Source organism: Thermococcus peptonophilus (assembly GCF_001592435.1).
Lineage (GTDB): Archaea > Methanobacteriota_B > Thermococci > Thermococcales > Thermococcaceae > Thermococcus > Thermococcus peptonophilus.
In genome coordinates this window covers 1,044,692-1,062,100 of the sequence record NZ_CP014750.1, presented here as the reverse complement: position 1 = coordinate 1,062,100, position 17,409 = coordinate 1,044,692, and the positions used below count along the sequence as shown (strand labels likewise).

Here is a 17,409-nt window from a genome sequence, read left to right as displayed (position 1 = left end):
CCGGTGGAATCCCTCGTGAATGTTCAGTATTTCCAGTTATTCGATGTCAAAATGTTGGGATGTAGCAATGACTTTGGTCATTAGGATATGGGAGGGGGTATTAAGTTGACGCAATGACTCCCGTCGAGTATGGTTTCAAGTGGAGAGTGAGATGATGGACGACGATTACCTCAGCTCGATATTCGAGAAGTACCTCCACGCCAGGAAGATATTCAAGAACAAAGAGGTGCTTAGGCACAGTTATACTCCAAAGGAGCTCCCGCACAGACACAAGCAGATAGATGACCTCGCCCACATCCTCGTTCCTGTTCTCCGCGGTGAGACCCCATCAAATGTTTTTGTGTATGGAAAAACTGGAACTGGCAAGACCGTAACGGTCAAGTTCGTTACTGAAGAACTGAAGAAGATCTCCCAGAAGTACAATATCCCCGTTGAGGTCATATATATCAACTGTGAAATAATTGATACTCACTACCGCGTTCTCGCAAGGATTGTAAACCACTTCAAAGAGGAGAGCGGGATTGAGGTTCCCCTGGTCGGCTGGCCTACTGATGAGGTCTATGCAAAGCTCAAGGAAGTCATAGATGCCAAGGAGCGCTTCGTTATAATAGTCCTCGACGAGATAGACAAGCTCATCAAGAAGAGTGGAGACGACATCCTGTATTCTCTGACGAGGATCAACAGCGAACTTACCCGGGCGAAAGTAAGCATCATTGGAATTTCCAACGACCTCAAGTTCAAGGAGTACCTGGATGCGCGCGTCCTTTCCAGCCTGAGCGAAGAGGAGGTGGTCTTTCCTCCATACGACGCGAACCAGCTCAGGGACATCCTCATGCAGCGTGCCAAAGAAGCGTTTTATGAAGGCGTTCTGGATGATGCCGTCGTCCCCCTCTGTGCCGCTTTGGCGGCCAGAGAGCACGGTGATGCACGGAGGGCACTTGATCTACTTCGCGTTGCTGGTGAGATAGCGGAGCGCGAAGGAGCGAGCAAAGTTACTGAGAGGCACGTATGGAAAGCCCAGGAAAAGATTGAACAGGACACAATGGAAGAGGTCATAAAAACCCTTCCGCTTCACTCAAAGGTTCTCCTCTACGCGATAGTCATGCTCGACGAGAACGGGGACCTTCCCGCTAATACTGGTGAGGTCTACTCAATTTATAAGATGCTCTGTGACAGCCTCGACATCGAACCGCTCACTCAAAGGCGCGTAAGTGACTTGATCAACGAACTTGACATGCTCGGCATTATCAACGCCAAGGTCGTCAGCAAGGGCCGCTACGGGAGAACAAAGGAGATAAGGCTTAACGTGACTCCGTATATGGTGAAGAACATTTACCGCCACGATGAGCAGGTTCGCCCGCTGCTCACCCTGAGCCTCTCCCGCCAGAGGAGGTTGTTTTGATGCTAGTAGAGGACCTCCTTAAGAACAACTACCTTATCACACCGTCCGCGTATTACCTGCTCGCAGACCACTATAAAAAGGCCTTTACCCTGGCCGAGCTGATAAAGTTCGCCAAAAACCAGGGGACGTTCGTTATAGATTCCAACCTTGCCAGAGAGTTTTTAGCTGAGAAGGGCATAATTTCCAGTGGAAATGGTGCCCTCGAAGGTTCGGCACTATCTGAGATCAGCGTTTCTGAATCTCACCCTGAACCCAGTCCAGAGGTTGCTCTGGAGTCTGAGGGGTCTGAATCTCTTGAAGCTCCTCTCGATGAGGGCATTGAGGACGATGGTGAATCCTCAGTTGCGTCCAGTATAGCGCCTGCTGAAGATATTGTCGTTGCTGAGGAAAGTTTTTCGGTGGAGGATGAAATCAGTACTGAACCGGATCTGCTCACTTCCGTGGAAGATAATGCTGAAGTTGTTCAGCCTTCCGAAGGTGAAGAGACCTCTATTTCCACTGGAAATGCCTTGAAATTTGGGGACTATAGTGGCTCTGTTTCTGAATTAGAGACTTTAAACGGGCCTTTCTTAGGGGGGGAGAGTTTCATTTCCACTGGAACTTCTGAAGGTGATACTCTTATAGAAGAGCCTCCTGAGGAGGAATTTTCCGCTGAAAACGGCTTCCCTGATGAGTCCCTTACACTGGAAAACGGGAGTGAGAATGGGTACGGGGACTCCGAAGAGTACTATGAGAACGGCGACAACGGCGTCAAGCCGAAGATAGTCTACGGTGACTACGGCGTTCCAATGGCATATGTGGCCGATGAGACTCCCGAGGAGGAGAAAGCCTATTCGACATATTCCGACTTAGTAATAACCCCGAAGGAAGGCTTCAATTACCGGGCAAAGGAGATTCCCGACGAGTGGGAGCTCGCCTTTGACGTCAAGAACGTGAAGTTCGAGGTTCCAAAGGTCAAGAACGCCCAGAGCAAGGAGGGTGAGGTTATAATTCAGGTATATTCCAGCTACTTCAAGTCCCGGCTCAAGAAGATGCGGAGAATCTTCCGCGAAAACCCTGAAATCGGCACGATCGTGGACATCGCTAAGTTAAGCTACGTCCGTGAGAAGGATGTCACGATAATCGGGCTCGTCAATGAAAAGCGCGAGACAAAGAAGGGCTACCTCTTCGAGATCGAGGACGCCACGGGAAGGATCAAGGTCTTCATAAGCTCCGATAAAGAGGGGGCTAAGGAAGCCTACAACACGATAATGCCCGATTCGGTCGTTGCTTTCAGAGGCACCCCCGGGAAAGGAATATTTTTTGCAAACAGGGTGTTCCTGCCGGACGTTCCGAAGTTCAAGAGGTCAAAACCACCGCTTGAGGAGAAGGTCTACGCCATCCTGCTCAGCGACATCCACGTCGGCAGCAACAAGTTCTGCGAGGAAGCTTTTATCAAGTTCCTCGAGTGGCTCAACGGTGAAGTCAACAGCAGAACCGAGGAAGAGCTGGTGAGCAGAATCAAATACATCATCATCGGCGGCGACGTCGTTGACGGCGTCGGCATCTATCCTGGCCAGTACAACGAGCTGGCGATTCCAGATATTTTCGACCAGTACGAGGCCCTGGCGAACCTGCTGAAGCAGGTTCCAGACCACATAACGATGTTCATTGGCCCTGGGAACCACGACGCGGCTAGAACGGCCCTTCCACAGCCTGGCTTCTATGAGGAATATGCCAAGCCTCTCTACAAGCTCAAGAACGCTGTGATAATCAGCAACCCTGCTGTCATACGACTTCACGGCAGGGACTTCCTCATAGCCCATGGCAGGGGAATAGAGGACGTCGTTGATTTCGTCCCCAACAGGAGCCACCACAGGCCCGCGGAGGCAATGATAGAGCTTCTGAAGCTCAGGCACATAGCTCCGACCTTCGGGAACAAGGTTCCGATAGCTCCCGACCCTGAGGACACGCTCGTCATCGAGAGCGTCCCCGACCTCTTCCAGGCAGGCCACGTCCACGTCATGCAGTACAAAATCTACAACGGCGTCTTCGTCATAAACACCGGCACATGGCAGGCCCAGACCGAGTTCCAGAAGATGGTGAACATAATCCCGACTCCTGCGAGGGTTCCGATAATAGACGTTGAAACCTCCCGTGTAAGGGCCGTTGTCAGGTTTGACCAGTTCTGTGAGGGGGTTTGAATGAGCGAAGAGATTTACTCGTCTGAAATGAAGGCTTACTTTGAATCACTCCAGCGCGAGATAGACAGGGCCTACGAGATAGCGAGAAAGGCCCGCGCACAGGGTAAAGACCCGAGCCTTGACGTTGAGGTTCCTCAAGCTACTGACATGGCTGGCCGTGTCGAGAGTCTCGTTGGGCCGCCCGGTGTGGCCAAGAGAATTAGGGAGCTTGTCAAAGAGTACGGCAAGGAGATAGCGGCCCTTAAAGTTGTTGATGAGATAATCGAGGGCAAGTTCGGTGATCTTGGCAGCAAGGAGAAGTACGCCGAGCAGGCGGTGAGGACGGCTCTTGCTATTCTCACCGAGGGTATAGTCTCCGCTCCACTGGAAGGTATCGCTGACGTCAAAATAAAGCGCAACGAGTGGACAGATGGGAGCGAGTACCTTGCCCTCTACTACGCCGGCCCGATCAGGAGTTCCGGTGGGACTGCCCAAGCTTTGAGCGTTCTAGTCGGCGACTACGTGAGGAGGAAGCTCGGCCTCGACCGCTTCAAGCCAAGCGATGAGCACATTGAGAGGATGGTCGAGGAAGTTGACCTATATCACAGGGCCGTTACGAGGTTGCAGTATCACCCGGAAGCAGACGAGGTAAGGCTCGCCATGAGGAACATCCCGATCGAGATAACCGGTGAAGAGACCGATAAGGTCGAAGTCTCTCACAGAAACGTTCCCGGTGTTGAGACGAACCACCTCCGCGGCGGTGCTATTCTCGTCCTCGCTGAGGGTGTCCTCCAGAAGGCGAAGAAGCTCGTGAAGTACATAGACAAGATGGGAATAGAGGGCTGGGACTGGATAAAGGAGTTCGTGGAAGCCAAGGAGAAGGGCAAGAGTAGTGAAGAGAATAAAGACGAATCGAAGGCCGAAGACGCTGGAACCGAGAGCGTCGCTGAAAAGAAAGAGAAGGTCAAGAGGGGCTTCTACTACGAGCTTTATGAAAAATTTAAAGCCAACATCGCCCCCAACAAGAAGTACACCAAGGAGATAATCGGCGGGAGGCCCCTCTTCGCTGAACCTTCGGCGAACGGTGGCTTCAGGCTTAGGTACGGCCGCTCTAGGGTTTCTGGCTTTGCGACTTGGAGCGTCAATCCGGCCACTATGCTCATTTTGGACGAGTTCATAGCAATTGGAACCCAGATGAAGACGGAGAGGCCCGGTAAGGGCTGTATCGTGACGCCAGCGACTACCGTTGAAGGTCCGATCGTGAGGCTCAAAAACGGGAGCGTGATCAGGGTAGATGACTACGAGACTGCATTAAGGGTCAGGAACGAGATTGACGAGATCCTCTACGTTGGCGATGCCCTCGTAAACTTCGGCGACTTCGTTGAGAACAATCAAACCCTTCTCCCGGCGAACTACGTCGAGGAGTGGTGGGTTCAGGAGCTTATCCAGGCTATCAAAGACCTCTATGAGGTTGAGCTTCAGCCCTTCGCCGAGAACGATAGGGACGCCGTTGGGGAAGCGGCGGAATACCTTGAGGTAGACTCAGATTTCCTGTGGAACCTCTTGAGAGATCCCCTCAGGGTTAAACCGAATGTTGAGACTGCAATTCATCTTTCAACGGTTCTCGACATCCCGCTTCATCCTTACTATACCCTCTACTGGAACACCCTCAAGCCGGAGGGAGTTGAGGAACTTCAGAGGGCCCTGCTCAATGCCCAAATTGAGTGGGGTGAATTCAGAAAGAACCGCTTCGCGAAGAAGGTCGTCCTTGAGAACGATCCTAAGATAAAGCGCTACCTCGAGCTCCTCGGCCTGCCCCACAGGCTTGAGAGGGTTGAGAAGAAGAAGGTCATTGTCGTTGAGTACCCGTGGAGCGCGGCCCTCCTGACACCGCTCGGCAACCTCGAGTGGGAGTTCAAGGCCAAGCCCTTCTACACGGTCATAGACATCATCAACGAGAACAACAGGATAAAGCTCCGCGATAGGGGAATAAGCTGGATCGGCGCGAGGATGGGGAGGCCTGAGAAGGCGAAGGAGAGGAAAATGAAGCCGCCGGTTCAGGTTCTCTTCCCAATAGGCCTCGCAGGTGGCCAGAGCAGGGACATCAAGAAGGCGGCGGAGGAAGGAAAAACTGCTAAAGTCGAGATAGCCTTCTTCAAGTGTCCCAAGTGCGGCCACGTCGGGCCGGAGCACCTCTGCCCCGTCTGCGGGACGAGAAAGGAGCTTCTCTGGCACTGTTCGAAGTGTGGAGCGGATTATCCTGAAAGCGACGCAAAGGACTTTAACTACCGCTGTCCGAAGTGCGACGTTGAGCTCAAGCCCTACGCGGAGCGGGAGATAAAGCCGGCCGATCTTTTAAGGCAGGCAATGGAGAACGTCAAGGTCTATGGTATAGACAGGCTCAAGGGCGTCAAGGGTATGACCTCCGGCTACAAGATGGCTGAGCCGCTAGAGAAGGGTCTCCTCAGGGTGAAAAACGACGTCTACGTGTTTAAGGACGGTACAATCCGTTTCGACGCGACCGACGCTCCGATAACCCACTTCAAGCCGAAGGAGATAGGAACTAGCGTTGAGAAACTGAAGGGGCTCGGCTACACTCACGACTTCGAGGGCAAGCCCCTCGAGAGGGACGACCAGATACTCGAGCTGAAGGTCCAGGACGTTATTCTACCCTACGAGGCTGGGAGATACTTACTCAAGGTTGCTCGCTTCATTGATGACCTCCTCGAGAAGTTCTACGGCCTGCCGAGGTTCTACAACGCCGAGAAGATGGAAGACCTTGTGGGTCACCTCGTCATAGGTCTTGCTCCACACACCTCGGCTGGAATCATTGGGAGGATAATCGGCTTTTCAGACGTTCTCGTTGGCTATGCACACCCGTATTACCACGCCGCAAAAAGACGCAATTGTGACGGCGACGAAGACGCCGTTATGCTCCTCCTCGACGCCCTCCTCAATTTCAGCAAGTACTATCTCCCAGAAAAGCGCGGCGGAAAGATGGATGCCCCTCTGGTCGTTACCACCCGTCTTGACCCGAGGGAAGTCGACAGCGAGGTCCACAACATGGACGTTGTGAGGTACTATCCTCTCGAGTTTTACAAGGCCACATACGAGCTGAAGTCTCCAAAAGAAGTGAAGGTCATCGAAAGGGTTGAGGACCGCTTAGGAAAGCCCGAGATGTACGAGGGGATAAAGTTCACCCACGACACAGATGATATCGGTCTCGGCCCGAAGATGAGCCTGTACAAACAGCTCGGCGACATGGAGGAGAAGGTCGCCAGACAGCTCGCTCTGGCGGAGCGCATAAGGGCCGTTGATGAGCACCACGTGGCTGAGACCATTATCAACTCCCACCTCGTTCCAGACCTTAGAGGCAACCTGAGGAGCTTCACGAGGCAGGAGTTCAGATGTGTAAAGTGCAACACCAAATACCGGAGGCCGCCCTTAGCCGGTAAGTGCCCCAAGTGCGGCGGAAAGATAGTCCTCACCGTCAGCAAAGGAGCCATAGAGAAGTACCTGCCCACGGCCAAGATGCTCGTTACGAAGTATAACGTCAAGGACTACACGAGGCAGAGGATATGCATAACCGAGAAGGACATAAAAACGCTCTTCGAGAACATCTTTCCGGAGAGGCAGAGGACCCTCATGGGCTTTTCGGCTGACATCTGCGAGAGGATGATCAAGGAGAGAACCGGCCATTCCAACGGGAGGAACGGCTACCTCGACGAGTTCAACGGAAAGAACGGAAAAGCTGGCAAAAAGTCTAGGAGTTTGGCCTCAAAACCCTCTGGAAAAGACAAAGAACCCGCGAAAAAGAAAGAGGAAGAAAAGCTAAAGCGCTCAGGGAAGGTCAAGGCTCTTACCAGTTTCGAAGCGGCCGCTAAGAAGGGGCAGATAAGAGAAACGGCCGAGAGCGCTAAGAAGGCTGAAGATAAGAAGCCCAAAAAGAAGAAAAAGAGGGGCATAAGCCTGGACGAGTTCTTCGGCTCGTAATATCTTCTTAGTTCTTCCTTTTCTTGGGTTAGGTTTCCGTTAAGCATATATATGACAACGCCGTTTATCCATTGATGTTCAATCAGTTCAAGCTCCTCCCCAGCGTTGCCTACCTGCGCGTTCAGAAGCAGGCCTTCATAGGCTATTCCATGCCCTTAGCTGGCTGGATAGGAGAGTATCTGATAAACTACCAGAAGCTCCCGAGGCCTAACTTTTTAGGCAGGGCGATGGCCAAGCTGGGCTTTCATTTAGCTGGCGAGGAGAAGGACGACCGCTTCATAACCCAGTTCTTCACGAAGGGGAGCGTTTCAATAAGCGCGAGCTGGGACGTTGAGAGGGAAGCCCTTTTCCTCCAGCTCATCCCGCTCCGCTCGAAGCTCTCAAGAGGATTAACAATCAGAGCTGAACACATCGAGTTCTACGACCAGTACGTCGTTTCGATTGAACCGGCTGAAAAGCTCCCACCTGGAGTGAAGGGAATAGGGATAAATGCTCTCATCTTGGAGGACTTCTATCCAGTCGAGACCCCTTACTGGGGCATGCTCCATGAGGACTGGGAGAGCGAGCTCAACCTGGTTGTGATGCGCGATGAGGTTTATGATAAGCTCCACCGTGAGGAGTATCGCTGTCCCGTCTGCTTCTCGCCACTCCACGAGGAGAAGGGAATCTTGAAGTGCCCCAAGTGCAGCTTCACCTACGCCCCGGAGAACGACTTCGAGAGGGTTATGGGGGAGTTCTCGGTGGAGGAGTTTGCGTTTTAGACTGTGGGTTTACTGCTGGGAATAAAAAAGGTTTTAAAACTTCCAGCGATGCTAGAATATTTTTCAGAAATCCCTAAAGATCGTCCTGTTTTTATCGGTAATTTTGTAAAATGATTGGTAAAAAGACATAAATTTTTTAACACCTCTTGCAAGGTCTACAATGAGGGGAGAGCCATGTCAGAGAAGTTCGAGTTGAGTCTTGGCGAGTACCTCAAGACAATCCAGCGGGGCGAGGTAGTTCTCGTTGAGTACACTTCGGACGAGCCAATTCACTTAATCTTACATATGATCTTGAGGTACTTAAAGAGAGAGAACATCCCAGTAGTTATCTTGGATGTGCTGGACCATCTTCACATGTTCAGGAACCACTTGAAGTTCGCGGGAGTTCCAACCGATCTGATCGATGAGGCGAGAGTGATAAAAATTGGCGGCATCATAAGTGACAGAAACGTTCTTGGGAAGATCGATCTTACTGAAGATCCTGCCGTTATGAGAACCAAGTACCACAAAACTCTCGAACAACTTGCGAATGAGCACGAGTACTTTGTCAGGGTTGGATTGGGGATGGACAAGCTTTTGAGAATGGCCAAGAGCCCTTGGGACCTTGAAGTCTTACTCGGCACTGTTTCTCGTCCCATGATTGGGCATGAGAAGAGTTGGGGGATTATTTTCGTTAATACTCGTGTCATCAGTGAAGAGTGTGTTCAAGAGCTGAGGGAGATTGCGAGCAGGGTCTTTGACATCAAACTCGAAAAGGGGGAAATTACCTTCACAGTCGTGAAGTCTGTGAACTTTGACGAGTACGGGGCAGCAATCTCGATCAAAGCACAAGAGCTTCAGGACTACCTTGGGAAGTGAAAGGTTCATTTTTCGTTCTTCTCCATTTTGTTGTGGTTTGGTGTGTTATATACCTGTTGGGGTGGAAAAAATTCTTTTTGGATTGGCTTTGGTCAATGAGCTACCCCAAACCGCATACACCCCCCAATATCTACCCACACAGGTACCTACACCTCACCCAAAACCAACCACTCAGCAACACTTATATACTCACACAGGTATATAATACACCCAAAGAGGTAACAAACCTGAAAAGGTGGTCCCAATGGGCCGAAGGGCAAAGCTCCCGGACCACGTAAACATTCAAATCCCCAAAGACATCGTGGAACTCTACGAGAAACCAATCCTTGAGGTTCTACTCACTCCAAAAGAGGCCGAGATTGCCGAGCAAATCATTGCCCATATCAAGGAGAACGGCCGGCTCTGGCCCAGCGATTGGGTTCTCTTCTGCCCAAACAAAAGCCCCGCTGAGAAGAAGAACTACTACCGGACCTTGAAGAAGCTCCTTGCCCTCGGTATTCTCGGACGTGGGAAAGAAGGCTCGTTCATCCTCAGCGACGAATTTACTCGAAAGCTGACAGTGATGCTGGAGAAAACCCTGGCCCTCATCGGGAAAACCGCCAGGGAAATATAACTTCCATCGAGTTCTTTTTTCTTCTTCCGAACAATACCCTGAGAGGACGAGGCCCACCGAGAGTGCCCTCGTCCACGTTCTTCAAGAGAACGCCCTTTGTCTCCTCATCAGCGAGCAAGACCACAGCCTCGTACTTCTTCCCGGAATTGTCCATAAACTTGAGGGTCATTATCCTGCCGACATCCTTGGACATTTGAGTAAGGTCCCCGATCCTGACTACCTGCATGCAACAGCACCCCCCACGTTCGTTTTTTCCAGTGGGAACAAGTGGGTAGGGTAATAAAATATAACTCAAAGGGCAAAAAAGGCAAACCATTCGTCATTTTGACAAGGGGTTTTCATGAGTCCCCCTGCTTTTCGTGAGACCCGTCAAAAATTGTGAGTGTTTTTCGTCAAACAATTTACGGTTAAAGTTATTTTCGACACTTAAGAGCTGCCGAGCATATCGGGCGGGAGCTCCCGGCGGGCCCGAGTAAACACCCACTCGTGTAAACCAATTGCTTTACACGAGGGCCCTCACATCGAAACCTTTAACTCCCTTGCGATGACTTGCAGAACAAGTGGCTCTTTTGAAGAAGAAGCAAATAAAAAAGGAGGTCGGACAAGATGAGGTGGCTACGAGACCGTGCAACCAAACTCTCCGAGTTTGCAATGGGGCTTCTCGCCCCAGAGGAGATGCCCCTCAGGACGGCGCACGTCCGCGTGAGGACCGGAGCTGCTGGTCCTGTGCGGAGGGGTTACATGCAGAGGGCCGTCCACGAGGAGATGCCCGACATCAGTCGGTTCGTAAAGTGACGCGTTCTTTCTCCTCTTCTCTTTTCCCCTTTTCGAACACACCCGCGTATGTTGCGGGCATTAAATATTATGAAAATTTACGTTTAAAAAATTTACGGTTAATTCTCAGCCACCAAAACCTTTAATTCCACTGGAGAGGGTGCAGGGAGAGGCGATCGTGTCAACCAGTGCCTTTACACGAGCCTCCGGACAATGCACAGAAAAACGATGCCATCCGATGGTGCTCCTGGGGGAGAGAAAATAACACTCCTGCGTGTAAACCAATCGATTGACACGAACCGTGCCAGTACACGTGTAAACGTTTGCCTTTACACGCAATCCCCATAGGGGTGGGAGAATCGGGACAAAACGCGAGAGAAAAGATCAAAGAGTGAACGGCTTGTCCGTGTTGATAATAAGTAACCCCTTCCGGGCTCTCGTCATTCCCACGAACCATACGCGAGCTTCCGCTTCGACCTCCTCTGGCGTCCGGAGATACTTTCTCCAGTTCCGGGTGGGCATCTCATTAATGAGGAACACTACATCCGCTTCACGACCCTTACTGGCGTGGATTGTGTCCACGTAAAGCTCGTAATCCTCTGGAATGCCCTCCATCGGCTTTATGCCGTCATTGATGATCTTCTCAAGGAACCGCTTCGCCAATCTGCCCCAAATCTCCTGAACTTTATCCAACTGAATATTCCCCTTCCAATTAGGTCTGATATACTCTACGAGCGGCAAGTCTTCGTCGAACTCCTCTTCTGAGATAAGACCTGTAACCCACGCCACTCTCTTGAAATCCTCCCTCGTTGGGGACCCGCTTTCTACCTCAATAATTGAATGGATCACGTCAAAGAAATCCCCAACCTTTGAGACTCTTTTCTTCCATCGGGAAGACCTCTTAAGGGTCTTCGGCTTGAACCCCCTCTTGTAAAGTTCGCCGAAAAAGTGCAACGCCTGAGCATTCGTCCTCGTGAGAACAAAGACCGAGTGACCTCTCTTCAACTCGCCAATGATTACCCCTGCCAACAAGTCCAAGTCGGCCTCTTTCTTCGTCGAAACCCGATAAAGGCCGCCTACTGCACCCCTCTTTCCTGTGCTCACCATCTCCTTGTAAACACCGTTTCTGAGCTTCTCCTTTGCATAACTGAGAGCCTTTTTGAGCACCCTCTCGGGCAACCTGAACGTCCGCTTTAACATAAGCTCCAGATCCGCTGGGTAATTAATGAGGAACTCTGGGCTTGCACCCATCCATGTGAAAATGGTCTGCCAATCATCGCCTGCAATGACTACCAACTCCTTATCCCTTGCCAACATCTTGAAAATCTCGAACTGGAGCGGGCTTAAATCCTGAAACTCGTCCACGATGAGGACTTTGGTTGGGAGATAAATCTCTCCCGCCTTGAGGGCGTCATAAGCGTCCATCAGCATATCATCGAAGTCCTTTATCCTCTTCTCCTTCTTGAACATCAACCAGTCGAAATAATGGTCGTGCAAACTCGGTGGAAGCTCGTCCAAAATCCTCAGATGAATCTTCTCTCCCTCGAGTTTGTGGTACTCTCTGTTTATTACCCTACTCTTCACCTGCCAGAGATAATTCGCCTTCTCAAACGGGTTCGCCGCCCCCATCGCGTCCGGGTCGAACCTGAAGCTCGGGTCCTTCTTCCTCTGCTGGGCCGCGAAAATCTGGAACCACCTCTCCGGGCCGAGTCCACCCATGCGCCTCGAAACCACCTTCCAATCGCTCACCTCGAAATCTGTAAGGAGCGTCTGGCAAAGCCCGTGCACCGTCCTGAAATACCTCAACGGCTTTCCGGCCCTCCTGTCTTCCTCAAGGCTCATATTGATTCTCTCTTCGACAAACTCCTTAAGGGCTGAATTCTGGAACGTAACGAACGCAATCTCTGAAACATCATACTTCCCGAACACACTTTCCAAGAACTCCTCTGGAAAGCCCTTCTCCATCAGTTCCTCCTTAACCTCTGGATTAATTCCTGTCATCCACTCAACAAGGTTCTTAAGAGCTCTCGTCTTGCCAGTCCCTGGCGGGCCATAAATCTTGACAACATACGGAGTAGAAGGGAGAGCCGAGGCAGTCATTCAACCACCTCCTCGCCGCTCTCATAATAGACCAGCCCGCTGAGGGCAATATCACCTGCCATGACCACATCCTTCACATTCGGCTCTCCCACCACCTTCCTGAACCACTCCAAGCTTACGAGATAACACCGCCTTACGTCCTTCTTCTCACCCACACTCAGCTTTACGGCCTTCTTCGTGTAGTGGAAACCAAGCTTCTTCTCAAGCATCTCCCTGAACTCTGAGCCCTTGATGTTCAACTCGAATCGGTAGAACTCTTCCGCGAGGGCTGGCGGAATACCAATCATATTACCCTTTATGAACAAGTGGTTAAAGTCCGCCTTCTCGTAGGGGAGCACACCCCTTACCGCATTCTCCCTCTTCAACCACTCGACAAACTTCTCATACATGTCTTCGAGCTCGTTGAGCCGGCTCTTAACCACCCTCGCCCTACTCTTCAAAATATCTGTAACCTCTTCCAAGTCCACGTCGAGGTCGTCTGGGGAGACACTGAGATACTCCGTAGCGAACACATCAATGAACCACTCCGCAACCGGATACTTCTCTCTCCTTTCTGTCTTTTTCACCCACTCGACATTCCCCTTCTTAACGAAAGTCCTGACCTCCTTGTCCCCACCGACAATAACCACGAGACCGTCGGACTCGTGCCTCTGCACGTCAATGAGGCTCACCGCGAGTATTTCCTTCTCCTTTGGGATTATGAACGGGCACATTTTTTCATTAAGGTAGAACTGGCAAGTCTTCGTCCCAATGCACGTGAACGGAGGCTCCGCCGCCCCATACTCCTCCTTGAAGACCCTCACCAGCTCTCTGGCCACCTCATCGTCCTCTGCAAAGAACTCGACCAACTTCGCCCAAACCGCCATCCTCATATCTACCTTATACCCTGCACCCACCAGCTTTGTCGTAGTTGTCGAGTGCTTGAGCGGTTTGGCGTACAACTTAATCCACCGGGCGAGGTGGCGAACCTTGTCCTCTGAAAGACTGCCGTTTGCCGCGAACTCCATTATGAACTCCTCAATGCACGGTGGCGTCCTCATGCCTACTGGAGAGAGGAGCGAGAGGGCTGCGTCAATGTAAATCCCCCTTACCTCCTCGTCGGTGATGTTGAATACTTCCACGAGCCTCTCGAAGAGTTCTTCCCTCTCTACTGGAGCACCATACTTGTAGCCGAGCCCGTCCTCAATGAACGACCTGAAGAGAGCCTCATTGAAAAACCGCTTCATCCACTCCCGCTTCCCCTCTTTCATCCACACATCAATGTAAAACGTGCCCGCCTTGGGGAGCTCGTCCGTGAAAAGGTACTCCGCCGTGTTGAACGCCAGCTTCCACACATACCAGCGACCCGTAGCCCTCTTCCGGTCCTCATCCACCTCATCCCAGCTCCTTGGGGCCGTCTTCTTATAAGGAGCAACACCAAACCCCGAAGAGTCAACCTTCTTAACCTCCTTCAAAAACGGTAGTAAGGCCCTCCTGACGGCCATTAAAATCTCAACAACCTCCTCATCGCTCACCGGGAGATACTTCTTGAGATAAGCCCTCGTGCCGAGCGGCTTACCTGCAATGTGCTTCTCGTAAACGTCCTTTATCGTATTCCGCCTGTTCACCCAATCACCCGGATCCTCTGCACTCTTCTCCACGAGCCTCTGGAACACAATCTCCCAAAGCCCGACCACGTGAGTGCCGTCCGGGTTGTCCTTCCCAATAAGGTCCTCAAGCGAGAGGTTCGTGTTCCTCACAACGTAAGCCCCGATGGCATTGACCAAGTGGTGCCAAGACCCGCCTCTCTCCTTGACCTTCTTAAACCAAGGAATAAGCTCATCGGCAAGATTGAGAGCCAACGTCTCCAGCTCTTCCTTCTTAACCACATACCTGACATTCACGAACCCACGACCGCCTCTCACCTTCTCCTGACCGCCCAACTGAATACCCCTCTCCTTTGCATACACCTCAAGCTTATCAAGGACCTCTGAAAGGGACACTCTCACGTCATTGAACTCAATGAGCCTGCCCTTAACACCAACCCGAGCCCCGTTCGGAGCCTTATACTTGTGGTTCACCGTCAGCGGAGCCCTGACAATCCTCGCCCTGTCGAAAATATTGTCCACCACGAAGCCCTCCGGAAGCAAAGCATTCAACACGTTCGGAACAATGCCTGACGCCCTGTCAATCACCGCAATATCCTCAAGCTTGGGAGCAACAAACCAAAGCTGGAGACCACCTCCCGTGAAGAACACATACCTCGGCAACACACCAAGCTCCTCGAACACCGGCTTAAGGGCAAGCCAGCCCTCTTTCGCCTTCTCAAACACCTTATCAACGTCCTCAACAACCTTCAACTTGTGAACTGCCTCAATGTCCACGTCCACGACCAGCGTAAGCGTGTAGTTGCTCACCGTCGGGTGAACCTTCCCCTTCGCCTCGCCCTGCACGTTCTCAAGCCCGAGCTTGCGAACCTTCCCCTCCTCAACACTCTCCCTGAGCTTCTCCAACTTCTTCTTAACCGCCTCAAAACCGTGGATCGCCATTGACACATACGCTTCCTTCCCCTTAATGAGGTTCTGCTTCGCCAGAACCTTATCAATGTCCCGAGCCTTGTCCTCAATGTCGTTCAAGAGCACCCACTCGGACTTAATCACCGGGTAGAACCTCAGCTCAATCGCGAGCCTGCCAGCCTCCGGGTGGTCTTGGATAACTTTGTAAACATCAGCGAGAACTTTTCCCGGGGTGAGTTCACTCATCTGGCTTCACCCCCGGTTCTACTGTAGTAAACCGGGTCAAGATTCCCCACCTTCAACACTTTGCCTGAGTAAGCTCTACGACCGTCCGCAACATCCTCGTAGAGTCTGATTGCATCATCATAACTTCCGAGAGCAAACACGACCGCATCTCTGCCGAAGGTGGCTCTTGAGGCACTTACTGGAAGGATGTTCATTGAAATCAGACCACCTACCAGGCTTTCCACCTCTCGTGAGAAGTTGATGGAGATTGAGGATGGCACTTTATTGGCACTACCTCGTCTTTCCCTGCAGACCTTACCATCCACCCTGGCCTGAGCCAGAACACCCATACTTGAAGCATTCATTCCATCCAACATCATACCACACCACAAAAGGGGCCCCCATTATGCGACAATATAAACATATCTCTGTGTCATCGTATTTATCCGTAAATTTCTTCGTGTAAACCTTTTGATTGACACGAGCCGCTGGGGTGTGAGCACTCCACTACTTATTACCTCGGGTTTTCCCCACCATATAACGGGCGGTTGCTGGTTGCCAAGGTTGCAAAGGTTGCCAGCACTTTTCCGAGAGTGGGGGGCATGAGTCAGTAATGGGAATATGGTGAAGGTCCGGGGAAATGGTTATTTCGACGGATAAGGGATCTCCGAGGGGATTATGCAGGAGTTGTTTTTGGTGGGACAACTCGACAACTTTGGCAACTGCGACAACCTCAGCAACCTTGGCAACTCTGGCAACCGTGGCAACTCATGAGCTCAAAAACTCAAAGAGATCATGAATCTTTCAATTCTTATAAGTAACGGGCTCGCTTTTATTCTTAATTCCGCACCATGACTGGGGGAGAAGGGACACCTCGGGATTTCCAAAAAAGCGATAACGATTACATATATGGTGAGAGAGGGATTGAGGGTGTGCTTGTCTCAGATTTTTATCCCCGTCCCCAGCCCTCAACCCCCCAGCTCGGGTAGGCTTGTTTTTATTCCCGCACCATGAGAGGGGTTGAGTACTCTTCCGGAGTTCCCCGAGAAGTAAACAACGGCTTCTTATATGATGTGCTCCCCGCTGAGCGAGATCTCGTGTAAAGGGAAAGGTTTACACGCAAAGTGCCGTTTTCCAACAACCTTTTCCTCCTCATGGTAATGCTTCGGAAGCGTTTCTCGCCCTCGTTCGCCGTGTCAATCAATCCGTTTACACGAGGACATGTAATCCAATGCTCTTTACACGACCCTCCGAACAATACCCAGAAAGACGAGACCCTCCGATGGTGGGGGGCATGTAAACCAAGTCCTTTACACGAGTGAGTGAATCCATGCCAGTTGCTGCTTCCATAACCACCAACCCCACGATTTTCCGTAACGCGAAATCGTGAACCCCAAAAACACCCTCTCGATTTTTCATTTTGGAAAATCACAGTTAAAAAGAAGCCCGGAGAACGCTCCTTTTCACCCGCTCATTTTCATTAATTCTTACGTTTAAACCCGATTTTCCAAATCACGAAATCGCAACAATGTACATTCACCCCGAAGGCAAAGGTGAAAAAAGCCCGGAAAAGCCCGTTTTCGGCGGAAAAACACGGTGAAAATTAAAAAGTCTCATCTGGGCCGTGAGAACTCGTAGTCTCATAAAAAACCCGCCAACACCCGCCACCCGCTCAACCACGAAAAAACCACAAAACCCTTCACCAGCCAGCCAAAGAGTGGGAAACCCACTCAAAACAGCTTTTTTAAAAAGTTCGTCCTTTTCCAGCGGGCCTGGAGGGGAGAGGAAGTTCTCCTTTGGTAGTATATGGCCGAAGCTTCTGGCGTATAAATAATGAGAGCCCATTTGTGTACATTGGGATGTCTGGTATCTCTCAACTCCCCGTGTAAAGTGAATGCTTTACACGAACAGTAGCTCGACGTGATTAACTTTTGTTGTGAGATTATGGTCGCCGTTACTCCAACTGGGCAAGTGCAGTCAAAATTTTATGAGAGTACAGAACTGCGCACTGGTCTGGTGTGGGAAA

11 protein-coding genes are annotated in these 17,409 nt (G+C 51.3%); 7 read left to right on the top strand and 4 right to left on the bottom strand.

From position 1 onward, the window contains the following. The first annotated feature begins 154 nt into the window (after nt 1–154). The 6 genes from A0127_RS05745 (at nt 155) to A0127_RS05720 (ending at nt 9,789) form a co-directional block, all read left to right on the top strand. Complete coding sequence (locus A0127_RS05745) at nt 155–1,402, top strand: ORC1-type DNA replication protein (RefSeq protein ID WP_062390856.1); 1,248 nt, start codon at nt 155–157, stop codon at nt 1,400–1,402. Beyond that, on the top strand, nt 1,402–3,585 hold the full coding sequence (locus A0127_RS05740) for a DNA-directed DNA polymerase II small subunit (RefSeq protein WP_062389095.1): 2,184 nt from the start codon (nt 1,402–1,404) through the stop codon (nt 3,583–3,585). Before A0127_RS05745 ends, A0127_RS05740 begins: the two co-directional genes overlap by 1 nt. Continuing rightward, nucleotides 3,586–7,557: a DNA-directed DNA polymerase II large subunit gene (locus A0127_RS05735; RefSeq protein ID WP_062389092.1), complete on the top strand. Its 3,972-nt coding sequence runs from the start codon at nt 3,586–3,588 to the stop codon at nt 7,555–7,557. 74 nt (nt 7,558–7,631) lie between these two features. Continuing rightward, nucleotides 7,632–8,318, top strand: coding sequence for a hypothetical protein (locus tag A0127_RS05730; protein WP_062389088.1), 687 nt, complete (start codon nt 7,632–7,634; stop codon nt 8,316–8,318). A gap of 174 nt (nt 8,319–8,492) precedes the next feature. Then, the gene (locus A0127_RS05725; RefSeq protein WP_062389086.1) at nt 8,493–9,176 is read left to right on the top strand and encodes a DUF257 family protein; all 684 of its coding nucleotides are present in this window, start codon (nt 8,493–8,495) and stop codon (nt 9,174–9,176) included. A gap of 244 nt (nt 9,177–9,420) precedes the next feature. Continuing rightward, complete coding sequence (locus A0127_RS05720; protein ID WP_062389082.1) at nt 9,421–9,789, top strand: hypothetical protein; 369 nt, start codon at nt 9,421–9,423, stop codon at nt 9,787–9,789. Here A0127_RS05720 and A0127_RS05715 read toward each other — a convergent pair. Next, nucleotides 9,761–10,015, bottom strand: a complete 255-nt coding sequence (locus A0127_RS05715) for a hypothetical protein (RefSeq protein ID WP_062389079.1) — start codon at nt 10,013–10,015, stop codon at nt 9,761–9,763. The genes A0127_RS05720 and A0127_RS05715 overlap by 29 nt on opposite strands. A gap of 380 nt (nt 10,016–10,395) precedes the next feature. Here A0127_RS05715 and A0127_RS05710 point away from each other — a divergent pair, with 380 nt between their 5' ends. Further along, nucleotides 10,396–10,584 carry a hypothetical protein gene (locus A0127_RS05710; RefSeq protein WP_062389076.1) on the top strand — a complete coding sequence of 63 codons (189 nt, stop codon included), beginning with the start codon at nt 10,396–10,398 and terminating at the stop codon, nt 10,582–10,584. Nucleotides 10,585–10,947: 363 nt separating this feature from the next. On the opposite strand, the gene A0127_RS05705 is transcribed toward A0127_RS05710, so the two are convergent. From A0127_RS05705 to A0127_RS05695, 3 genes are read right to left on the bottom strand one after another with little or no spacing between them, the layout of a single operon-like run. Then, nucleotides 10,948–12,663: a UvrD-helicase domain-containing protein gene (locus A0127_RS05705; protein ID WP_062389073.1), complete on the bottom strand. Its 1,716-nt coding sequence runs from the start codon at nt 12,661–12,663 to the stop codon at nt 10,948–10,950. Further along, the gene (locus tag A0127_RS05700) at nt 12,660–15,404 is read right to left on the bottom strand and encodes a hypothetical protein (protein WP_062389070.1); all 2,745 of its coding nucleotides are present in this window, start codon (nt 15,402–15,404) and stop codon (nt 12,660–12,662) included. The genes A0127_RS05705 and A0127_RS05700 overlap by 4 nt, the downstream gene beginning before the upstream one ends. Further along, on the bottom strand, nt 15,401–15,763 hold the full coding sequence (locus tag A0127_RS05695) for a hypothetical protein (protein ID WP_156471160.1): 363 nt from the start codon (nt 15,761–15,763) through the stop codon (nt 15,401–15,403). The genes A0127_RS05700 and A0127_RS05695 overlap by 4 nt, the downstream gene beginning before the upstream one ends. Nucleotides 15,764–17,409 lie beyond the last annotated feature (1,646 nt).

Bases quoted from the DNA above. Each gene is read 5' to 3' on its own strand.
- A0127_RS05745 (WP_062390856.1), top strand. From the start codon at position 155: ATGGACGACGATTACCTCAGCTCGATATTCGAGAAGTACCTCCACGCC.
- A0127_RS05740 (WP_062389095.1), top strand. From the start codon at position 1,402: ATGCTAGTAGAGGACCTCCTTAAGAACAACTACCTTATCACACCGTCC.
- A0127_RS05735 (WP_062389092.1), top strand. From the start codon at position 3,586: ATGAGCGAAGAGATTTACTCGTCTGAAATGAAGGCTTACTTTGAATCA.
- A0127_RS05730 (WP_062389088.1), top strand. From the start codon at position 7,632: ATGTTCAATCAGTTCAAGCTCCTCCCCAGCGTTGCCTACCTGCGCGTT.
- A0127_RS05725 (WP_062389086.1), top strand. From the start codon at position 8,493: ATGTCAGAGAAGTTCGAGTTGAGTCTTGGCGAGTACCTCAAGACAATC.
- A0127_RS05720 (WP_062389082.1), top strand. From the start codon at position 9,421: ATGGGCCGAAGGGCAAAGCTCCCGGACCACGTAAACATTCAAATCCCC.
- A0127_RS05715 (WP_062389079.1), bottom strand. From the start codon at position 10,015: ATGCAGGTAGTCAGGATCGGGGACCTTACTCAAATGTCCAAGGATGTC.
- A0127_RS05710 (WP_062389076.1), top strand. From the start codon at position 10,396: ATGAGGTGGCTACGAGACCGTGCAACCAAACTCTCCGAGTTTGCAATG.
- A0127_RS05705 (WP_062389073.1), bottom strand. From the start codon at position 12,663: ATGACTGCCTCGGCTCTCCCTTCTACTCCGTATGTTGTCAAGATTTAT.
- A0127_RS05700 (WP_062389070.1), bottom strand. From the start codon at position 15,404: ATGAGTGAACTCACCCCGGGAAAAGTTCTCGCTGATGTTTACAAAGTT.
- A0127_RS05695 (WP_156471160.1), bottom strand. From the start codon at position 15,763: ATGATGTTGGATGGAATGAATGCTTCAAGTATGGGTGTTCTGGCTCAG.